12 protein-coding genes are annotated in these 21,345 nt (G+C 65.1%); 7 read left to right on the top strand and 5 right to left on the bottom strand.

The window, feature by feature from the left end; genetic code table 11:
* Nucleotides 1-43 precede the first annotated feature (43 nt).
* The 3 genes from K1X11_RS20915 (at nucleotide 44) to ppdK (ending at nucleotide 7,607) form a co-directional block, all read left to right on the top strand.
* On the top strand, nucleotides 44-3,184 hold the full coding sequence (locus tag K1X11_RS20915; protein ID WP_221029302.1) for an efflux RND transporter permease subunit: 3,141 nt from the start codon (nucleotides 44-46) through the stop codon (nucleotides 3,182-3,184).
* Nucleotides 3,177-4,580 (top strand): efflux transporter outer membrane subunit, encoded by a 1,404-nt coding sequence (locus tag K1X11_RS20910; protein WP_221029303.1) that lies wholly within the window; start codon nucleotides 3,177-3,179, stop codon nucleotides 4,578-4,580. The genes K1X11_RS20915 and K1X11_RS20910 overlap by 8 nt, the downstream gene beginning before the upstream one ends.
* A 213-nt stretch (nucleotides 4,581-4,793) precedes the next feature.
* A complete protein-coding gene (gene ppdK / locus K1X11_RS20905) occupies nucleotides 4,794-7,607 on the top strand; it encodes a pyruvate, phosphate dikinase (RefSeq protein WP_221029304.1) in 2,814 nt (937 codons plus the stop codon).
* Between the two features lie 167 nt (nucleotides 7,608-7,774).
* On the opposite strand, the gene dcuC is transcribed toward ppdK, so the two are convergent.
* From dcuC to K1X11_RS20885, 4 genes are all read right to left on the bottom strand, one after another.
* The gene (gene dcuC / locus K1X11_RS20900) at nucleotides 7,775-9,055 is read right to left on the bottom strand and encodes a C4-dicarboxylate transporter DcuC (RefSeq protein ID WP_221029305.1); all 1,281 of its coding nucleotides are present in this window, start codon (nucleotides 9,053-9,055) and stop codon (nucleotides 7,775-7,777) included.
* 72 nt (nucleotides 9,056-9,127) lie between these two features.
* Complete coding sequence (locus K1X11_RS20895) at nucleotides 9,128-9,766, bottom strand: hypothetical protein (protein ID WP_221029306.1); 639 nt, start codon at nucleotides 9,764-9,766, stop codon at nucleotides 9,128-9,130.
* Complete coding sequence (locus K1X11_RS20890; RefSeq protein WP_221029307.1) at nucleotides 9,763-11,688, bottom strand: tetratricopeptide repeat protein; 1,926 nt, start codon at nucleotides 11,686-11,688, stop codon at nucleotides 9,763-9,765. Before K1X11_RS20890 ends, K1X11_RS20895 begins: the two co-directional genes overlap by 4 nt.
* Nucleotides 11,689-12,247: 559 nt before the next feature.
* The gene (locus K1X11_RS20885; protein WP_221029308.1) at nucleotides 12,248-13,510 is read right to left on the bottom strand and encodes a diaminopimelate decarboxylase; all 1,263 of its coding nucleotides are present in this window, start codon (nucleotides 13,508-13,510) and stop codon (nucleotides 12,248-12,250) included.
* A 159-nt stretch (nucleotides 13,511-13,669) separates the two neighbouring features.
* Here K1X11_RS20885 and K1X11_RS20880 point away from each other — a divergent pair, with 159 nt between their 5' ends.
* Nucleotides 13,670-14,629 (top strand): TlpA family protein disulfide reductase, encoded by a 960-nt coding sequence (locus K1X11_RS20880; RefSeq protein ID WP_305082536.1) that lies wholly within the window; start codon nucleotides 13,670-13,672, stop codon nucleotides 14,627-14,629.
* 119 nt (nucleotides 14,630-14,748) lie between these two features.
* Nucleotides 14,749-15,285, top strand: a complete 537-nt coding sequence (locus tag K1X11_RS20875; protein WP_221029309.1) for a chemotaxis protein CheX — start codon at nucleotides 14,749-14,751, stop codon at nucleotides 15,283-15,285.
* A gap of 481 nt (nucleotides 15,286-15,766) precedes the next feature.
* On the opposite strand, the gene K1X11_RS20870 is transcribed toward K1X11_RS20875, so the two are convergent.
* On the bottom strand, nucleotides 15,767-16,474 hold the full coding sequence (locus K1X11_RS20870; RefSeq protein ID WP_225919259.1) for a YceH family protein: 708 nt from the start codon (nucleotides 16,472-16,474) through the stop codon (nucleotides 15,767-15,769).
* 157 nt (nucleotides 16,475-16,631) lie between these two features.
* Between K1X11_RS20870 and K1X11_RS20865 the strand changes: the two genes are divergently transcribed.
* Together K1X11_RS20865 and K1X11_RS20860 are read left to right on the top strand one after the other, a co-directional pair.
* A complete protein-coding gene (locus K1X11_RS20865; protein ID WP_221029311.1) occupies nucleotides 16,632-17,900 on the top strand; it encodes an efflux RND transporter periplasmic adaptor subunit in 1,269 nt (422 codons plus the stop codon).
* A gap of 110 nt (nucleotides 17,901-18,010) precedes the next feature.
* Nucleotides 18,011-21,124, top strand: a complete 3,114-nt coding sequence (locus K1X11_RS20860) for an efflux RND transporter permease subunit (RefSeq protein ID WP_221029312.1) — start codon at nucleotides 18,011-18,013, stop codon at nucleotides 21,122-21,124.
* Nucleotides 21,125-21,345: the final 221 nt, after the last annotated feature.

The raw sequence follows: 21,345 nt of genomic DNA, 5'->3' as shown, positions 1-21,345 counted from the left end.
CGCGTCCGCCCTGCGCCCGCCGCCTTTTCGAAAGCCTTAACTCATGGCCCGTTTTTTCATCGACCGACCCGTCTTCGCGTGGGTCATCGCCATCGTCATCATGATCGCTGGCGCCACTTCGATCGTCGAGCTGCCTATCGCGCAGTATCCGTCGATCGCGCCGCCTCAGATTGCCATTGCCGCCAGCTACCCGGGTGCCTCCGCCGAGACGCTCGAAGACTCCGTCACCCAGGTGATCGAGCAGCGCATGAACGGTCTCGACCACCTGCGCTACATCGAGTCCACCAGTGACTCGGCCGGCAACGTCAGCATCACCCTCACCTTCAACGCCGAAGCCGATCCCGACATCGCGCAGGTGCAGGTGCAGAACAAACTCGCGCTCGCCACCCCGCTCCTCCCCCAGGAGGTCCAGCAGACCGGCGTGCGCGTCACCAAATCGGTGCGCAACTTCCTCATGGTCGTCGGCTTCATCTCGACCGACGGCAGCATGAACTCCACCGACATCGGCGACTTCATTGTCAGCCGCGTGCAGGACCAGATTAGTCGCGTGCCCGGCGTGGGTGACATCCAGAGCTTCGGTTCGCCTTACGCCATGCGCATCTGGCTCGACCCGGCCAAGCTGCACGACTTCAGCCTCATGCCCGGCGACATCACCGCCGCCATCCGCGCGCAAAACGTGCAGGTCTCGGCCGGTCAGCTCGGCGGCACGCCCGCCCTCGAGGGCCAGATGCTCAACGCCACCGTGAGCGCCCAGTCCCGTCTCGAGACGCCCGAGGAGTTTGGCAACATCCTCCTCCGCGTGAACGCCGATGGGTCTCAGGTGCGCCTGAAGGATGTCGCCAAGGTCGAACTCGGCGCCGAGTCCTACGACCGCCTCGGTCACTTCAACGGCCTGCCCTCCTCCGGTATGGCCATCCGTCCCGCCACCGGCGCCAACGCGCTCGCCACGGTCGATGCCATTCGCGCCAAGCTCGATGAGTTGAAGCCCTTCTTCCCGCCCGGCCTTGAGGTCGTGTTCCCGATGGACACGACGCCCTTCGTGCGCCTGTCGATCGAGGAGGTCATGCACACCCTCGTGGAGGCCTTCATCCTGGTCTTCCTCGTGATGTATCTGTTCCTGCAGAACTTCCGCGCGACCCTCATCCCGTCGATCGCTGTGCCGGTCGTGTTGCTGGGCACCTTCGGCGTCATGGCCGCGTTTGGCTTCTCCATCAACACCCTCACGATGTTTGGTGTGGTTCTGGCCATCGGTCTGCTCGTCGACGACGCCATCGTGGTCGTCGAGAACGTGGAACGCATCATGAGCGAGGAGGGCCTCTCCCCGCTCGAAGCCACCCGCAAGTCGATGGACCAGATCACCGGCGCCCTCGTCGGCATCGGTCTCGTCATCTCGGCCGTGTTTGTGCCGATGGCCTTCTTCGGCGGCTCGACCGGCGTGATCTATCGCCAGTTCTCCATCACCATCGTGTCGGCCATGGCGCTCTCCGTGGTCGTCGCTATCGTGCTCACGCCCGCCTTGTGCGCCACCATTCTCAAGCCGATGAAGAAAGGCGCCCAGCACGAGCACCGCGGCTTCTTCGGCTGGTTCAACCGCGTCTTTGATCGCGGCACCAACAACTACAGCCGCACCGTCGGTGGCATCCTCCGCCGCAAGGGCCTGTTCGTTGTCATCTACCTGCTGATCGTCCTCTCCCTCGGCTACCTCTTCAACCGCATCCCGACCGGCTTCCTGCCGGAGGAAGACCAGGGCGTGCTCTTCGCCCAGGCCCAGCTGCCGCCCGGCGCCACCCAGGCCCAGACCGAGGAAGTCCTCGCCAAGATCGAGCACCACTTCCTCGTCGAAGAGGCCGAGAACGTGCAGGGCATGTTCGGCGTCGCCGGCTTCAGCTTCTCGGGCTTCGGTCAGAATCAGGCCTTCGCCTTCGTCCGCCTCAAGGACTGGGACGAGCGCACCCGGCCCGACCAAAGCGTCACCGCCATCCAAGGCCGCTTCCTCGGCAAGTTCCTGCCCAGCCCCGAAGCCATCATCGTGGCCTTCGCCCCGCCGGCCGTCATGGAGCTCGGCACCGCCAACGGTCTCGACTTGCGTATCACCGACAACGCCTCCCTCGGCCACGAGGCGCTCATGAACGCCCGCAACCAGCTCATCGGCCTCGCCGCCCAGGATCCGCACTTTGCCAACGTGCGCCCCAACGGCCTCGATGACTCGCCGCAATTCCAGATCGAAATCGACCAGGAAAAGGCCGCCGCGCTCGGTATCGCCCTGCCCGACATCAACGCCACGCTGCAGACCGCCTGGGGCAGTGCCTACGTCAACGACTTCGTCGACCGCGGCCGCGTCAAACGCGTCTACGTGCAGGGTATTCCCGAGTCCCGCATGATGCCTGACGACATCGACCAGTGGCACGTGCGCAACAACCAGGGCGAGATGGTGCCGTTCTCCAGCTTCGCCACCGGCCACTGGAAACTCGGCTCGCCCAAACTCGAACGTTTCGACGGCGTGCCTTCCATGGCTGTCGCCGCCACGCCCGCCCCCGGCATCAGCACCGGTGAAGCGATGGACGTGATCACCTCGCTCATGGACCAGTTGCCCCCGGGCATCGGCCTCGAGTGGGTCGGTCTCTCCTACGAGGAACGCGCCGCCGGCGCGCAGGGCCCCGCCCTCTACGCCATCTCCATCCTCGTCGTCTTCCTCTGTCTGGCCGCTCTCTACGAAAGTTGGGCCGTGCCCGCCGCCGTGCTGCTTGTCGTCCCGCTGGGCGTCATCGGCACCATGCTCGCCGCCCTCTTCCGCGGCCTGCCCAACGACGTGTATTTCCAAGTCGGTTTGCTCACGATCGTCGGTCTCTCGGCCAAGAACGCCATTCTCATCGTGGAGTTCGCCAAGGACGCCTTCGACCGCGGCATGAACCTCTACGACGCCGCCATGCAGGCCGCCCGCCTGCGCCTGCGACCCATCCTCATGACGTCGCTCGCCTTCGGCTTCGGCACCCTGCCGCTCGCGCTGTCCACCGGCGCTGGCTCCGGCGGCCGCAACGCCATCGGCACCGGCGTCGTCGGCGGCACCCTCACCGCCACCGCGCTCGGCATCCTGCTCGTGCCGCTCTTCTTCGACCTCGTCCTGCGCACCTTCCGCGTGAAGCCCAACAACCTTCAGGCTCAGGAGGACACCAACAATGACTAAACGCCTTTTCCTTCCTCTCGCCACTTCCCTGGGACTGCTCGCCGGCTGCTCGCTCGCCCCCAAATACGAGCGACCCGTCGCCGACATCGCCGCGACTTACCCGGGCGTCGCCACCGCTGTAGAGACTCAAACCGACCCAGCCGCCGCATGGGGCAATCGGACCGAGTTTTTCGGCGACGCCCGGATCAACGCGATCATCGACCTCGCCCTCGAGCACAACACCGACCTCCAGGTCGCGACTCTCAACGTCGAGCGCGTCCGCGCCCTCTACAACATCCAGCGCACCGCCCTCATTCCGACGCTCAACGTCGATGGCAGCGGCTCCCGCCAGCGCACGCCCGGTGACGTCAACGGCACCGGCGCTCCGCGCACGTCGTCGACCTACGCCGTCGTCGCCGAGATCCCCTCCTACGAGGTCGATTTCTTCGGCCGCGTCGCGAGCCTGCGCGATCAGGCCCGCGCCCAGTTCTTCGCCACCGAAGAAGCCGCTCGCAGCGCGCGCCTCATCCTCATCTCGTCCGTCGCCCGCCAGGCCTACACCGTCCTCGCGCTCGACGAACAGGTGGAGCTCGCCCAGCAGACGCTCACCGCCGCCAACGAGACCTTTGAGCTCAATCAACAGTCCTTCGATGCCGGCGTCGCCTCCGAGCTCGACCTGCGCACCGCCGAAGCCCAACGCGAATCCGTTCGGGCCACCCTCGCCGAACTCGAGCAACAGCGTGACCAGGCCCACAACGCCCTCACCCTGCTCGTGGGCACCCCGCTCCCCGACGACCTACCGGCCGCGACCTCCCTCGCGTCCGCCACGCCCGTCGGCGATCCGCCCGCCGGCCTGCCCGCCGAGCTGCTCACCCGCCGGCCCGACATCCTCGCCGCCGAACAGACCCTGATCGCCGCCAATGCCAACATCGGCATCGCCCGCGCGGCCTTCTTCCCGTCGATCCGCCTCACCGCCAACGCCGGCACCGCCAGCGCGGATCTCGACGGCCTGTTCTCCTCCGGCTCCAAGACCTGGGCCTTCACGCCCTCGATCACCGTGCCGATCTTCGCCGCCGGCGCCAACCGCGCCCGCCTGAACATCGCCAACGTCGAAAAGCGCATCGAGATCGTGAACTACCAGAGCGCCATCCAAACCGCCTTCCGGGAAGTCGCCGATGCGCTCGCCGTGCGCCGCTCCATCGGCGTGCAGATCGATGCCCAAAGCGCCCGCGTGAAAGCCGCCGCCAAACGTCTCGAATTGTCACAATCTCGCTTCGACGCCGGCGTGGATCCCTACCTCAACGTGCTCCTCGCGCAACAGGAACACTTCGCCGCCCAGCAGGCGCTCATCCAAGCGCGCCTCACCTCGGCCAGCAACCTCGCCGCCCTCTACGCCGCCCTCGGTGGCGGCGCCTGAGGCCCCGATTGTTCATCCCGTTAACCGCGCCGATCACCCTGTGGTCGGCGCGTTTGTTTTCGGCCCGTGCCCCGCTACACCCTGAGCTCTTCGGCCGCATTACGCCTGCTTCTGGCACCAAGCAGGCGTTGACAGTCCGCCTTCCTCCCCTATTCGCTGAACCTTTGTGTCTCTGGAGGACGTCTCCGTTTTCTCTCAATACCTGATCCAAACATGGCAGCTAAAACCCAAGCCAAAAAGACCGCCAAAAAAGCGGTTAAGAAAACCGCCAAGGCCGTGAAGAAGGCCCCGGCTACGAAGAAGTCCGCCGCCAAGGCCCCCAAATACGTTTACTCGTGGGGCGATGGCAAAGCCGACGGTAATTCCACGATGAAGAACCTCCTCGGCGGCAAGGGCGCTAACCTCGCCGAGATGAGCCGCATCGGCCTCCCGGTCCCGGCTGGCTTCACGGTCACCACCGAGGTCTGCACCTACTTCTACGACAACGGTCGTAAATACCCGAAGGAGCTCCAGGCCCAGATCGAAGAGGGCATCGCCAAGATGGAGAAGAGCATGGGCACCAAGTTCGGTGACGCCTCCGGCTTCCCGCTGCTCGTCGCCGTGCGCTCCGGCGCCCGCGATTCCATGCCGGGCATGATGGACACCATTCTCAACCTCGGCCTCAACGACGAGACCGTCGTCGCCCTCGAGAAGGCCACCAACAACCCGCGCTTCGCGTGGGACTGCTACCGCCGCTTCATTCAGATGTATGGCGACGTGGTGCTCGGCGTGCAGAAGCGCCCGAATGAAGACCACGAGCCGTTCGAGATGGTCATCGAGCACGCCAAGGCCGAGCTCCTCGGCGACGCCGATGCCGAAGACACCGCCTTCAGCGCCGAGCAGCTCCAGGAAGTTATCGCCCGCTTCAAGAAGCTGGTGAAGGAGCGCACCGGTAAGGATTTCCCGACCAGCCCGTGGGAGCAGCTCCAAGGCGCCATCGGTGCCGTGTTCGGCTCCTGGATGAACGACCGCGCCATCGTCTACCGCCGCAAATACAACATCCCCGCCGAGTGGGGCACGGCCGTCAACGTGCAGGCCATGGTCTTCGGCAACACCGGCGAAGAGTCCGGCTCCGGCGTCGCCTTCACCCGCGACCCCGCCACCGGTGAGAAGGTGTTCTACGGCGAGTTCCTCATGAACGCCCAGGGCGAAGACGTCGTCGCCGGTGTCCGCACCCCGGACCCCGTCGCCCTCCTCGCCAAGAAGCAGCCCTCCTCCCTCAAGGAGCTGGAGCGCATCCGCAAGGTCCTCGAGTCCCACTTCAAGGACATGCAGGACTTCGAGTTCACCATCCAGGAAGGCAAGGTCTACATGCTCCAGACCCGCAACGGTAAGCGCACCGGCGTCGCCGCCGTCCGCATCGCTTGCGAAATGGTGAAAGAGAAGCTCATCGACTGGAAGACCGCCGTGAACCGCGTGCCGGCCGACCAGCTCGAGCAGGTCCTCGCCCCGATCTTCGACGCCAAGGCCGCCAAGGCCGCCAAGCAGATCGCCGTCGGTCTGCCCGCCGGCCCGGGTGCCGCCTCCGGCAAGATCTACTTCAACGCCGACCGCGCCGCCGAAGCCGCCGCCAAGGGCCAGAAGGTGCTCCTCGTCCGCGTCGAGACCTCTCCGGAAGACCTTCGCGGTATGATCGCTGCCGAGGGTATCCTCACCGCCCGCGGTGGTGTGTCCTCCCACGCCGCGCTCGTCGCCCGTCAGATGGGTAAGGTCTGCGTCTGCGGCGCCGCCGCCCTGCAGGTCGACTACGACGCCCGCACCCTCTCCGTCGGCAAGGCCCAGTGGAAGGAAGGCGACTTCCTCTCCATCGACGGCACCTCCGGCGCCGTGTTCTCCGGCGAGGTTCCGACCGCTCCGTCCGAGGTCATCCAAGGCCTCATCAAGGGCAACAAGAAGGCCCAGAAGAGCGGCACCTATAAGAACTTCGTGCAGCTCATGGACTGGTGCAAAAAGGTCACCAAGCTCCAGGTTCGCACCAATGCCGACACTCCCGAGCAGACCGAGCAGGCCATCGCCTTCGGCGCCGTCGGCATCGGCCTCACCCGCACCGAACACATGTTCTTCGAGGGTGACCGCATCGACGCCATGCGCGAGATGATCCTCGCCCGCAACACCGAGGCCCGCGAAGCCGCCCTCGCGAAGCTCCTGCCCTTCCAGCGCAAGGACTTCTTCGGCATCTTCAAGGCCCTCAAGGGCTTCCCGGCGACCATCCGCTTCCTCGATCCGCCTCTGCACGAATTCCTGCCCCACACCAAGGAGCAGCAGCTCGATCTCGCCCACAAGCTGAACATCCCCGTCGAGGACATCATGTCCCGCGTGGCTGAGCTCCATGAGTTCAACCCGATGCTCGGATTCCGTGGCTGCCGTCTCGGTATCTGCTACCCGGAGATCACCCGCATGCAGACCCGCGCTGTCATCGAGGCCGCCATCCAGGCCAAGAAGAAGGGCATCAAGACCAAGCCCGAGATCATGATCCCGCTCATCGGCTTCGGCAAAGAGCTCGAGATCCAGGTCGCCACGGTGCACGCCGAGGCCAAGGCCGTCATGAAGGAACAGAAGACCAAGGTCGCCTACTCCGTCGGCACCATGATCGAAGTTCCCCGCGGCGCCCTCACCGCCGACGAAGTCGCCAAGACCGCGGAGTTCTTCTCCTTCGGCACCAACGACCTCACCCAGACCACCCTCGGTATGTCGCGTGACGACTCCGGTTCCTTCCTCGCGCCTTACGCCGAGGCGGAAATCCTCCCGCGCAACCCCTTCGCTTCGATCGACCAGAACGGTGTCGGCCAGCTCATGCAGGTCGCGATCGAGAAGGGCCGTGCGACCCGCCCGGGCATCAAGCTCGGCATCTGCGGTGAGCACGGTGGTGATCCGGACTCCGTGAAGTTCTGCCACAAGCTCGGCCTCGCCTACGTGTCCTGCAGCCCGTATCGCGTCCCCGTGGCGCGTTTGGCTGCCGCGCAAGCGGCGGTTGCCGACAGCAAATAAACAAACCGCGCCTGCCCGCCGGAGCTTCATGCGAAGGCGGGTGCCGGTCGCCCGCCTCGCCGCCGCCCAGGCCGCCGTCGCGGACGCCAAGTAAGCCACTTCGCTTCCTTCCCTCTTCCAAAGTCCCGCCACTTCCGGCGGGGCTTTTTTGTGCCTGCCTCACGCGGTCACTCGACCATCCACACCACGCCAAACGCCACCACGAAGCCCGCCAGCAACGGCAGCGCCAGCCGCCGAAATGTCGGCGCGATCTCCACGCCTGCCAGCGAAGTCACAAACAACACCACTGCGGCCACCGGCGAAACCGTGCGTCCGTAATTGGCCGCGATCGCGCCCAGCGCGCCAAGATCAAGGCTCAGGTGGAGATCCGTCGCGCTCAGCGCCGGCACGATCGCTTTGGTAAAGGCCACACTCGGTCCGGTGCCCGACCCGGTCACGACCGCCAGCGCGCCCGGAAAGACCGCCGCGGCCACCCGCCCCCACGCGCCGCTCTCGGCCGCAAAGGCCACCAGCTTGTCCGTCAGCCCCGCCGCCGTGATGCCCGCGATGAAACAGCTCGCCGTCACGATCAGCGAAATCACCTGCGCAAAGCCGCTGCCCATGCCTTCAAAAAAGGTCTTCACCACCGCCGAAAGATCCCTGCGACTCAGCACCAGCAGCACGATGAGCGCGATCAACATGGCGTAGGGCACCGGCAAGCCCTTCTCAAACGGCGGCGGCAGATGGTCGAAGAGAAAACCCGGCAGCAGGACGAAGATCATCACCACCGGCAGCGGCGGCATGAAGGCCTTCCACCGCGGCGTATCGATGGCCGCGAACTCGTCTGTCTCCGTCGCAGTCACCGCGCGCTGCAGCGAGTTGCGCTCCTGCCAGGTGAAGGTCGCCACCATCACCGCAAAACCCGCCAGCACCGCCGGCAACATCACGCCGAGAATCTGCGCCATGCCCGCCCCGCTGGCATCATGCAACGCCACCAGATCGGCCTCGCCCGGATTGCACAGGTTGCCACAGGAGGTCCCGAGCAGCAGACAACTCGCCGCCACGATGGCCGGAAACCCGGCCGCCCGCAGCAAGGGCAGCAGAATGGGCCCCACCGCCGCCGCGGCCGCGGTCTGACTGTTGATCGCGATGTTGGTCAAAAACGCCACTGCGCATCCCCCCGGCAACAACAGCCAGCCCGCCCGCCGCAACGGATGCAGCAGCCGACTGATCATGGCGCGGTCACACCCCGTTGCCCGCAACACGAAGGAATACCCCATCGCCGAACATATCGGACCGATCGTCTTGCCGTTGCCGATCTCGCGCATGAAGGCCTCGAAGACCACCAGCGGTTGCAACGCCAGCGTCGCCAGCGCGAGACCGCCGGCGAAGAGCACCATGCGGACGTCGGCCTGCTTGAAGATGAAGTAAAGGGTGGTGGCGATGATGAGGAGCGCGGCGATCGTCATAACTCATCGACGGCGCATTCCGCTCGTCGACGCGCCGGCCCCAGCAACTTGCATGCTACGCCCAAGCTATGTTCACACCGGCACGACCGCCGTCGGCACGTCGCGCGGGTCGAAGTCGCGCTCCCGATTGCGCCGCAACCACCGCCAAGCCCGCGGCACGTAGAACGCGATGAGCAAGGCCTTCAGGATCACCAGAGCCCACAGCCCCACCACCAGCGAAAAGATCAGCACCCCCACCACCGCCAGCACCCCCACCGCAAACGCCAACACATTGACGAAATAAAGCGCGGAGCCCACTCCGGTCACAAACCGGCACTGCGGTGCGACGTCCCGCAACGCCGCCAGCAAGGTGTCCAAAAAATCCCGATACGCCGGGCTCGTGTCCGCGAACCGGCCGAAGCTCTCGAAGCGTCGGTTGAAGAACGTAATGCCCACGCCACTACGCAGCCGCAGTTGGCAACGGTAGCGATTCGCCTCCACACGGGTCGGCGCGTAGTCCAGCCGCACCTCCGTCACCTCGCTGAGCGCCACCACCCGCTTCACCTGCCCATCGACGATCTGCTGCAGCGCCCCGGCGGCGATCACCCACACGCACGCCGGCGAGAGCCCGTCGTTGCGCGTCGCATACTGGGCGCGGTCTACTCCTGCCGCCGCCGCCGGCAACGGCGGCGGCAGTGCGCCGGCAGGCGTGGCCCCATCACCATCACTCATTGCGGCGAGGCCTTGAGTTGCTGCGTCTTCAACCAAGCCGCGGCCTGCACATGCCCGGCGTCGGCCGCCTTCTGCATCCATTCGGCCGCCGCCACCGGGTCCTTGGGCGCGTCCTGCCGATTCTGCAGAATCATCGCCACAAAGAACATCCCGTCCGCATCGCCTTGGTCGGCGAGTTGTCGCGCCCGGGCCAGCGCCTGTTCCTCGTCGCGCTCATAACCAAAACGTCCCGTCATGAGACTTTCCAGATACAGCGCCAGACTCAGTTTGTGGTTCGCCGCAACACCGCGCTCCAGCAGCCGCTTGTATTCGGCTTCCGGATACGGAGACACATGACTGTAACCCTGTCGATTCGCCTGGTAACGCTGCAGCAGATACCCCGCGACATCGTGGTTGCCGCCCTCGGCGGCGCGGTCGGCCAGCGCAATGGCCAGGCTCCAGTCGGCAGGCATGATATCCCCGTCGAGCGCGATCGGCAGCACTTTCGCCATCGCGTCAACATCCCCCGATTGGGCCGCGGCGATGTTGGCCGCGAATGTCTCCCGCTTGGCCCAGCGCGCCGCAAACAACGGATCGGCCGCCAGCGCTCCATCGCGCCACCGCGCGATCTCAGACCGGGCGCTGTCGGAGTCGGGTTCGAGATTCAGCGCCAGCCAGACCATCGCCGGCACATCACCCAGCTCCGCACTCTGCCGGTAAAGCCGCAACAATTCGAGTCGCGGCGTGCCGGGCTTCCACCGCGACAGCAACTCCGCGTAACCGCGGGGGGCTTCCGCGATCCCCGCGGCGATACCCGCCTGAAAGGCGACCTCCGCCCGCCACGGATTCGAGTCGACGTATTTTCCCTCCAACATCAGGAGCCCCATCTGGACCCCCGCGGCGACGTCGCCCTTCTGCGCCGCAACCAAGGTCGGGCGCAGCTCATCGCTTCGGATTTGCTCCGGCGTCTTCGGGATCTCCCGACGCTTCTTGCCCACACCGACAAAGTTCGTGCCGTAATCGGTCAGCCGGAAGACGGGCATCTCGACCGGCTCCCATGCCATCGCGGACTGTTCCGGCCACGGCTCGGGCGCATACACCACCAACGCTTCCTTCGTCTGCGTGGCAAATCCGGCCGGACCATGCACGAGTCCCTTCGCATACGGCTGACGCTCCCCCACCGGAGTCCACGTGCGACCGTCGGCCGATTCGAAAAGACCTGAACGCGGGTCATCCGCCGTCGTGGCGAGCATCACAAAACGCCCGGCGCCGTAGGCCAGACCCAGCACCTGAGTGAACGGCGTCTCCACTCTGTCAGGAAACGCCGTGCCTTCCTGCACGGTGATCAGCGGCCCCGCACCTTGGTTGTCTTTGCCCACCACCGAGACCACCGCCCGACCATTGCCCTCCGCCGCCAAGACCTCGCGCGCATCGTTCACGCTGTGGCCGCCCGTGATGCTCCAATACTCCCCGTTTTCCGTCACGTAGTGCAACCCGTCGCGGCGGATCACCCGCAGGCGATCACCCTGACGCCAGTAGACGGCGGGCATGTTGGGGTCTCTGACCTGCGCATCCCATTCCTTCAGCTTCTCGTCACGCTCCTGGTCATAACGCCCCAGCTCGTGCATGAACTGCGTGATACCAAGGACCGTGTAAGCGGACCGCCAGTAGCGACCGCGCCACAACACCGCGGTTTCGTTGGCCGCATCGCTGGTAAACCACGGCGTCCACGTCTTGAGATCGGCGGAAAGCGCCAGCTTGCGCTCGCTGGAGGCCAGCACCCATTGCTCACCGTCATGCCTCACCCAGCGCAGCTTGGTGCCGGGCTCGAAGGTGAGCTTCTCCCACGCCTTCAGGTCGCTCGAAAAATACAACGTCCCCGCTCCGTCGACCAAGGCATAGCGTCCGTCGGCATAGACCACGGGACTTATCGGTTGGGCCACGCCCTTAAAGTTCACGTAACGGAACGGCTGGGCCGCGCTCCCCGCGTCCGTTTGCGCCACGGCGCTTCCACTTCCGAATGCCAGCAACGCCAGCCCGACCCACCACATTTTCAAATACGATTTCATAGGTAAATTAGATCGCTGGCAGCACGCCGGTCAGCGGTTCTTCCAGCTCGAACCGCTGCTCCAGATTGCGGCGCAGCCAGCGCGGGGCCCACCACGGGCACACGCCGGCACTGCGGCAGTTCCACACGGGGCAAGAATGTCATCGGCATCACTCAAGATGCCCCATCATAGACCGCTCCCGAGTCCCCGCCCATACGCACACTTGCGCAGGCGATGGCCCCATCCGACGCCGTTTCTTAAACACGTCTACGAGCGATAGCGAATCGCTGTGACATGGACACGAATCTACACGAATAGCGATTCACCTTCCGGTTCATCGTCTATCCCCGAAACCCCGTTTCAGTGCGTAGGCGGTAGCCGAAGCTATTCGTGTCCATTCGTGGTTAAAAACAGACCGTGCCTCACCGCGCCTTGTCCCGCGACGGCGGGTGCCTCAGCCGCTGAGTCCCGGATAATCCAAGGTCGCGAAATGATCGGCCAGCGTTTCGGCGCGGCGGATCACCTTCCACTGGTCGCCGCCCTGCCACAGCACTTCAGCCGAACGCAGCTTGGCGTTGTAGTTGAAGCCCATCGAGTGGCCGTGTGCGCCACTGTCGTGGATCACCACCAGGTCGCCGACCTCGGGCGTCGGGATTTCACGGTCGATGGCAAACTTGTCGTTGTTTTCACACAGCGAGCCGGTCACGTCGCACACCAGCTTCGGCGCGTCCTCGCGGCCCGGCACACTCACGTGGTGGTAGGAGCCATACATGCCCGGACGCATCAGATTGGCCATGCACGCGTCCAGACCGATGTATTCCTTGTAGGTCGACTTGCGGTGCAACACGCGGCCCACGAGGTAGCCATACGGCCCCGTGATCATGCGGCCACATTCCATGGTGATCTTGATCGGACCGAGCCCGTTCGCGACGATCGTCGCCTCGTAGGCTTCGCGGATTTTTTCACCGACCAACTTCAGGTCCACCGCCGTGTCCTCCGGGCGATACGGGATGCCGATGCCGCCACCGAGGTTGAGCATCTCAAAGGTGATGCCGAGCTCGCGGTTCAACTCGACCACGAGGTCGAAGAGCATCTGCGCCGTCTCGACGAAGTAGTCGGGGTTGAGCTCGTTGGACGCCACCATGGTGTGCAGCCCAAAACGCTTCACGCCCTTCGCCTGCGCCATGCGATAGCCTTCGAAGAGCTGCTCGCGGGTGAAACCATACTTGGCCTCCTCCGGCTTGCCGATGATGGCGTTGCCCGCCTTCAGCGGCCCCGGGTTGTAGCGGAAGCTGAGCAACTCCGGCAAGGTGCCGCCGAGCGCCTCCTCGAGGTAGGTGATGTGACGGATGTCATCGAGGTTGATGATCGCCCCCAGCTCGGCCGCCTTGCGGTATTCGTAGGCCGGTGTGTCGTTGGACGTGAAGACGATGTCCTCACCCTTGATGCCCACCGCCTCGCAGAGCACGAGTTCACCCATCGAGGAGCAGTCACCGCCGAGTCCCTCTTCCTTGAGCGCTTCCATCACGAACGGATTCGGCAGCGCCTTGACCGCGAAGAAATTCTTGAAGCCACCCGGCACCCACGAAAAGGCCTCGTAAAAGGCCCGCGCGTTGGCGCGCATCGCACCTTCGTCGTAGATATGGAACGGCGTCGGCACCTGAGCGGCGATCGCTTCCAGTTGGTCTCGGTCAAAGGGCAGGCTCTTGTCGGTCATAGTCAGCGGTAAGTGGAACGTCCCAGCGCAGCCAGCCCGCAAGCCCTGTCAACGCCGGAACGCATTTCGCCCCACCCGCGCCCCGCCCGCGCGCCACCACTGCCCACAAAACCCGATTTGCCATTTGCGCCCCTCCGCCTCTGCGAAGAACTTGCGCTTATGTATCGTTTTCGACGCGTCTTGTTGACCCTTTCTCTGGCCCTCATCCCGGCTTTTGCCGGGTCCGCCTTCGCCCAAAGCGCCGCGGCCCCCTCGCCGATGCTCGCCCCGGAAGCCTCCGAACCCATTCAAAAACTGAATGCGATCATGGAGCAGCTGCAGGCCAAAGCCTCCTCCGGTGAAGCCACCTCCGCCGAAGATTTCGCCCCCGAAGTCGCCGCTTTGGAAGAGTTGCTCGCTTCCTACGAAGGCCAGGTGGACGAGGATATCGCCCGCATCGCCATGACCGTTGCCATGGTCAAAGCCCAGCTCGGTGCCGACCTCGACACCGTCGTGGCGCAGCTCGAATCGGTCACCACCACCTACCCGGGCACCCAGGCCGCCGCCATGGCCGGCCAGATGCTGCAACGCGCCGCCGCCGCTCAAGCCAAGGAAGCCGCCGCCGCGAAGCTCGTCGGCAGCCCGGCCCCTGAGATCGACTTCACGTGGTCCACCCACGACGGCCTCACGAAACTTTCCGACCTCAAGGGCAAGGTCGTCGTGCTCGACTTCTGGGCCACCTGGTGCGGCCCCTGCATCCGCTCCTTCCCGCAGGTCGCCGAGCTCACCGCCCACTACGCCGGCAGCCCGGTGGAAGTCGTCGGCGTCACCAGCCTCCAAGGCAAAGTGCACGGCCTGCAACCGACCCCGATCGACACGGCCGGCGATCCCGAGCGCGAACACGAGCTCATGAACGACTTCATTGCCGCCAAGGACATCACCTGGACCATCGTCTTCAGCGAACAGGAAGTCTTCAACGACGACTACGGCGTCACCGGTATCCCCCACATGGCCATCATCGCCCCCGACGGCACCGTGCGTCACAGCGGCCTGCACCCGGCCATGCCCCACGACGAAAAGACCGCCATGATCGACGCCATCCTCGAGGAGTTTGGGCTCCCGGTCCCGACCTCCGAGTAATTCCTTACCGCAACCCACCCGTTTTTACCTATCCCCGTTGGGCAGCATCCATTTGCTGCGCAACGGGGTCTTTTTTTGCCTAAATATCAGGACCGCATGGTCGATGGTGAAGTGTTCTTATGTCTCAAGTCGACCCTGCCACCACCACCGCCCCCAACGCCATCGCCCCCGATATCGTGAAGAACGCGATCAACCGTGCGGTCGATACGGTGTGCAACATCATGCTGCGGGAGACGGTCGAGATGAAGGGTGCCTCCAACCAACCGATCCCGGCCGCCGACGGTAACGGCGCCTACGTGATCGGTTCGGTGGGTTTTGTCGGCGACATCAACGGCATCGTCTACCTGTGCTTCGACGAAGACTTCGCCCTCTTCGCCACCCAAAAGGCGCTCGGCATGGACCGCGCCGAAATCCTTCTCGAAGGGTTTGAGCTCATCAAAGACACCGTCGGCGAACTCACCAACATGACGGTGGGCAACTTCAAGAACGTGCTCTGCGACGCCGGTCACCCCTGCATGCTCACCCTGCCCACCATCATCCGGGCGCAAAAACTTTCCACCGGCTCCTCCTCCAAAATCGACCGCGTCGTCTATCGTTACGAATGCGCCGGTCACTTCCTCGCCGCCGACCTCCAAATCCGCGCCGACGCCGGCTAAGCCAGGTAGGGTCGGCCCCCCGGGCCGACCGCCGACGTTATTACACAGAGGCAACGAAGCCACTCCAACGCCACGCGGTCGAGGACGCCCGCGACCACCTCAACCTCCGAGGTGGACGCCGACCTCCGGGCGGCGTCGGCCCCTGTCGGACTACTGCCCCTCCAGACCACCTATCTCCGCGCCCTTCACGGTTCCAGACTCAGAACCAACTCTCCCGAAGAGACGATGAACCGGTAGGTGAATCGCCACCTGTGTTTATCCATGTCTCCCGCGGCCGCGGTATGGTTAAAAATCACCCCTGCCACCCAGCTTTGCGATCTTCCTTGTCCGCCATAGCTCGTAGAGCGACGGAGGATGCGTCCTTTGCCGTCTTTGCGTTAAGAGGCCCTGCCTCACCGCTATGCCCCCTCCTCTGCCTCGGTGTCGATCCACGCGCCCCCTTTTCACCATTCACTCTTCACCATTCCCCATTCCCTCACCGCTACTCCCCCAGCTGCGCCTTAAGTTCGGCCAGTTCCGCCCGCAGCGCCGACACCTGTTCCTCCAGCGCCGCGATCCGCGCCTCGGCCTCTGCCGGTAGTTTCATCGTCATCGCGACCGCCATCGTCGGCCGACCGCCGACATCCGCCCCTGCGTCGCCCGACTCGTCACCGGCCGTCGTCACCTCCGCGCCCTCCACGATCAACGCTGTCCAGCGCGCCTCTTTCTGACCCGCCCGCCGCTCCTGTCGCCCAACCATGCCGCGCACCGCGAGATCGCTCAGCACGGCCTCCACTTCGTTCAACGGCGGGATCGCCGCCAGCCGCTCGCAGTTGCTGCGCAACCCCGCCGCCGTCTGCGGTCCGCGCAGCAGCAATTCACACATCAAGGCACACGCCGTCGGCTCCACCGGCCAGGCTTCGGAAAATTTATGCCGGTATTTCACCGCTCGCGCTCCGGCGCCCGAAAAGAGCGTCACCAGATGCTTCTCCCGCAACAGCGCCAACGCCGCCTCCACCTCCTCCTCGCCCACCGCGATCACTGGCGACCGATTGCTCTTCTGATTGCAGGCATTCACCAAGGCGTTGAGCGACAGTGGGTAAATATCCGGCGTCGTCGCCTCCTTCTCCATTAGGCACCCTAACACTCGGGCTTCCAAAAAACTTAGTAACGGTTCGGACGGCGCAGACGTCGTTTCGGTGGACTCCATGGCTGCCAATCGAACTCATTCATACCCGGCACGCAACGCCGGTAAACACTCACCGAATATAGACTTCGCTATAACCGCCACCGGTTGCGCATCCGAAGCACTGTGCCACGTTGCGCCCGTGCTCCACCCGCTTTCACGCCTTTCCCGCGCCCGTCGTTTGACCCAATTCGCGATCTGCGCCTCCGCCCTCTTGCTGCTCAGTGCCTGCTCCGACCAGCCCAAAGCGGCGCGGGGCATGGCCTCCGCTCCGCCCGTCGAAGCCACCCAGGCCCGCCGCGGTTCCCTCCCGCTGGTGGAGCGCCTCTCCGGCACCATCCGTGCCGACAACCAGGTCGTGCTCTATCCCGAGGTCTCCGGCCGTATCGACGAGGTCCTCGTCGACGACGGTGACCACGTGAACGTCGGCGACATCCTCGTGCGCATCAACGACGACCAGGTGCGCGAACAGGTCCGCCAGGCCGAGGCCGGTCACCGCATCTCCGCCGCCCGCCTCCGCCAAGCCCGCGCCCGCCTCGCCGAAGCCGCCGCCCAGGCCAACCGCTCCCAGGCCCTCAACGAGCGCAACCTCGTCTCCGACCTCGAATACGAAACCCTCGCCGCCCAACGCGACTCCGCCGCCGCCGACGTCGAACTCGCCGAGGCCGAGCTGGAGCAGGCCTCCGCCAACCTCGCCGAACGCCGCGACCTGCTCGCCCGCACCCTCGTGCGCGCCCCCGTCTCCGGCCTCGTCGGTGCCCGCCGCGCCGAGATCGGCATGCAGGTCTCCACCTCCACCGCCCTCTTCACCATCGGTGACCTCTCCTCGCTGCACGTGCGCGTGAACCTCACCGACGCCATGATCGGCTACATCAAGATCGGCCAGCCCGCCAAACTCGTCGTATCCGATTTGCTCCAGGGCACTGAGCCGCTCAACGGCAGCGTCACCCGCATTTCGCCCTTCCTCAACGAGATCACCCGCAGCACCGAGGCCGAGATCCATATCAACCAAACGGATACACGCCTGCTGCCCGGCATGTTCCTCGCGGTCGACATCCACTACGGCGAGAGCCGCCAGGCCACCCTCGTGCCCACCAGCAGCCTCTTCACCGATCCCAACACCGGCCGCGAGGGGGTCTTCGTGCTCACCCCCGAAACGCCGTTCGATCCCGCCGCCGCCCGCGAGCAAACCGACTCCCTCTCCTCGCCCGTCGCCGTCACCTTCCGCAATCTCAACATCGTCGCCCGCGGCGCCAACGAGGTCGCCGTCGCCAACCTCGATTCCGCCGACTGGATCGTGACCCTCGGCCAGGACCTGCTCTCCTCCAACGGCCGCTCCGCCGCCCGCGTGCGCCCCGTCACCTGGGACCACGTCCTCGAGCTGCAAAGCCTCAACCGCGAAGACCTCCTCAACGAGGTCCTCGACGAAACCACCGCCACCGACTCCTGAGCCGGACTCGTCACGCCCCCGATCTCAAGTCGAGCGCAGGCCCGCCTGCCGCTGTCTGACCTTCAGACCTTCCGACCTTTAGACTTTCAGACCTTCCGACCCTTCCCGCCATGCCGTTGACCGAGACCTCCGTTAAACGCCCCGTCGCGACCGCGATGGTGTTCCTCATCATCATCACTCTCGGGATCTCGGGCCTGCGCCACCTCCCGATCGACCTGCTCCCGCCGATCGAGTTTCCTTCGCTCACCGTCGCCGTGGAGTATCCCAACGTCGGCCCGCAGGAAATCGAGGAGATCATCACCCGCCCGGTCGAAAACGCCGTCGCCGGCGTGCCGGGCATCGAGCGCGTGCGCTCCAGCTCCTCCGAAGGCCAGTCCCGCGTCACCCTCGACTTCGCCCGCGGCACCAACCTCGACGAAGCCGCCAACGACCTGCGCGCCGCCATCGAGCCCATGCGCAACAGTTTCCCCGATGAGGTCGATCCGCCCCGCATCTGGAAGTTCGATCCCAACAACGCCCCCATCGTCATGGTCGGCGTTTCTTCCCCCACCCGCGACCTGCAGGAGCTTACCCTCATCCTCGAACGCGAGATCTCCAAACGCTTCGAACAGATCCCCGGCGTCGGTCGCGTCGATGTCTGGGGCGGCGTCCATCGCCAGGTCCGCGTCGACCTGAAACGCGACCGCCTCAACGCCTCGCAACTTTCCTCGGCCGACGTCCGCAACGCCCTCGCCTCCGGCAACATCAACCTCCCCGGCGGCAACGTCGTTTCGGGCGTGCAACAGCTCTACGTGCGCACCCTCGGCGAATACAATTCCATCGATCAGATCCGCAACACCGTCATCACCCGCGTCGACGGCAAACCCATCCGCGTCGGTGACGTGGCCGACGTCTCCTTCGGCTACGAAGACCTCGATCGCCTCGTGCGCATCGATGGTCGCCCCATGCTCCGCTTCGCCATCCGCAAGCAGACCGGCGCCAATACCGTCGCCGTCGCCGATGCCGTCCGCGCCGAGGTCGATCGCATCAACGCCGAGCGCGCCGACCTGCGCATGCTGATCGCCTCCGACCAGTCCACCTTCATCAAGGGCTCCATCTCCAACGTCGCCAACTCCGCCGGTTGGGGCGCCCTATTCGCCGTCGCCGTGCTCTACGCCTTCCTGCGCAAGGGCTCCTCCACCTTCATCATCGCGGCCGCCATCCCCATCTCCATCATCGCCACCTTCGGCCTGCTCTACTTCAACGGCCTCACGCTCAACCAAATGAGCTTCGGCGGACTCGCCCTCGGCATCGGCATGGTCGTCGATAACGCCGTCGTCGTCTTGGAAAACATCACCCGATTGCGCGAAGAGGGTCACGACCGCCGCCGCGCCGCTCTCGTCGGCACCAAGGAAGTCGCCGGCGCCGTCGTCGCCTCCACCCTCACCACCACGGTCATCTTCCTCCCCGTGGTCTTCATGAAGACCGTCTCCGGCGTCATCTTCCAACAGCTCGCCCTCGTCGTCGTCTTCGCCCTCATCTGCTCCCTGCTGGTCGCCCTCACCCTCGTGCCCATGCTCGCCAGCAAACTGCTCGACCGCTGGCCTGCCCGCTCCAAGACCGCCAAACCGGCCAAGCCCGCCAAAGCCGGCCGCTTCGCCGCCATCGAAAACCACTACGGCAACCTCCTCGGCTGGGCCCTCCACCACAAAGCCCGCGTGCTCATCGGCGCCGCCGCCCTGGTGGGCGTGACCATGGCCGCCTTCCCGCTCATCCCGGTCGAACTCGCGCCGCAGACCGAAGCCGACCAGATCGACGTGGATATCCGCATGGCCGACGGCACCAACATCGCCGTGCTCGACCGCTACCTCGGCGACCTCGAACGCATCGTCGCCAGCCAGGTCAACGAAACCGACATCGATCACCTCACCACCGAGATCCGCGATGGCCGCGCCGAAGTGGAGATCGCCATGTCGCCCGACGCTTCCGTGTCGACCCTCGAACTCGCCGACCGCCTCCGCGCCGTCACCGATGGACGCATCCCCGGCGCCGACATCCGCGTGAGCGCGCAAAACGGTCTCTGGATTCTCCGCATGGTCTTCGGCAACGGCGGCAGCGAAGACGTTTCCCTCCAACTGCGCGGTCACGACCTCGAACTCGCCCAGCGCGTCGGCCGCCAGATTCAACAAGCCGTCGAGGACCTGCCCGGCATCGAAGGCGTGCGCATCGGCCGCAGCGAGGGCCGCCCCGAACAGAACCTCGTGTTTAACCGCGAGAAGATCGCCGAACTCGGCCTCAACATCCGCGACGTCGCCTCCACCCTGCAGACCAACGTCGGCGGCAGCCGCGCTGGCGGTTATCGCATCGGCGGCGACGAATTCGACATCATGGTGCGCCTCCGCGCCCAGGACCGCCAGAGCACCCAATCGCTCGACAACATCCCCGTGCGCCTGCCCAGCGGCGAAACCATCCCGCTCTCCGCCGTCATCGACAAGGAAGCCAGCCGCGGCCCGCCCGAGATCCAGCGCATCGACGGCCAACGCATCACCACCATCACCGCCAACCTCGCCAAGGGTGTAGCCCTCGGTGACGCCGTCGACGCCATCCGCACGCGTCTCCAGGATGTGGATATCCCGCCCGGCCTCTCCCTCTACTTTGGCGGCGCTTACGAAGAACAGGCCAAGTCCGCCGCCGACTTCCGCCTCTCGCTCATCATTGCCATTCTACTCACCTACATGGTGATGGCCGCGCAGTTCGAGCGCTTCCTCGATCCGCTCGTCGTGCTCTGCGCCATCCCCTTGGCCGTCATCGGCGTCGTGCCCACGCTCCTGCTCACCGGCACCACCATCAACATGCAGAGCCTCATGGGCCTGGTCATGCTCATCGGCATCGTGGTCAACAACGCCATCGTGCTCGTCGACTACATCAACCTGCTCATCCGCGAAGAAGGCCTCTCCATGGCCGAAGCCGTGCGCAAAGCCGGCTCCCGCCGCCTGCGTCCCATCCTCATGACGACACTCACGACGGTGCTCGGCCTGCTCCCGCTCGCCCTCGGCATCGGCCCCGGCGCCGAAATCCAAGCGGCCCTCGCCCGCACTGTGCTCGGCGGCCTCGTCGCCTCGACCCTGGTCACGCTGGTCTTCATCCCGGTCCTCTACTCCTGGTCGCACCAATTGAAGGACAAAGTCCAGGCCCGCTTCAGCGAGCCGTCGAACGCCCCCGTCCCCGCCCCCCAACGCAGCTGACAGCATCCGAATATTTTTCTTAACCGCAGATTTCGCAGAAAACGCTGATCCAAACCTGAGCTCCTTGCATCACTCGTCTGTGCTCTCTGTGAATTCTGTGGTCAAAAATGCCCCGCCTCTCGGCTCTCAATATCTGCGTTTTCTGCGAAATCTGCGGTTAAAAATCGCTGCCCCTCGGCCCTCCCCGACTCCGTGAGTTCCAGATTCCAACCTCACATCCG

Origin of the sequence: Actomonas aquatica, from assembly GCF_019679435.2 — a bacterium.
In the GTDB taxonomy this organism is placed as follows: Bacteria; Verrucomicrobiota; Verrucomicrobiia; order Opitutales; family Opitutaceae; genus Actomonas; species Actomonas aquatica.
The sequence above is the reverse complement of the archived record's forward strand: the minus strand, read 5'-3'. Positions and strand labels throughout refer to the sequence as shown.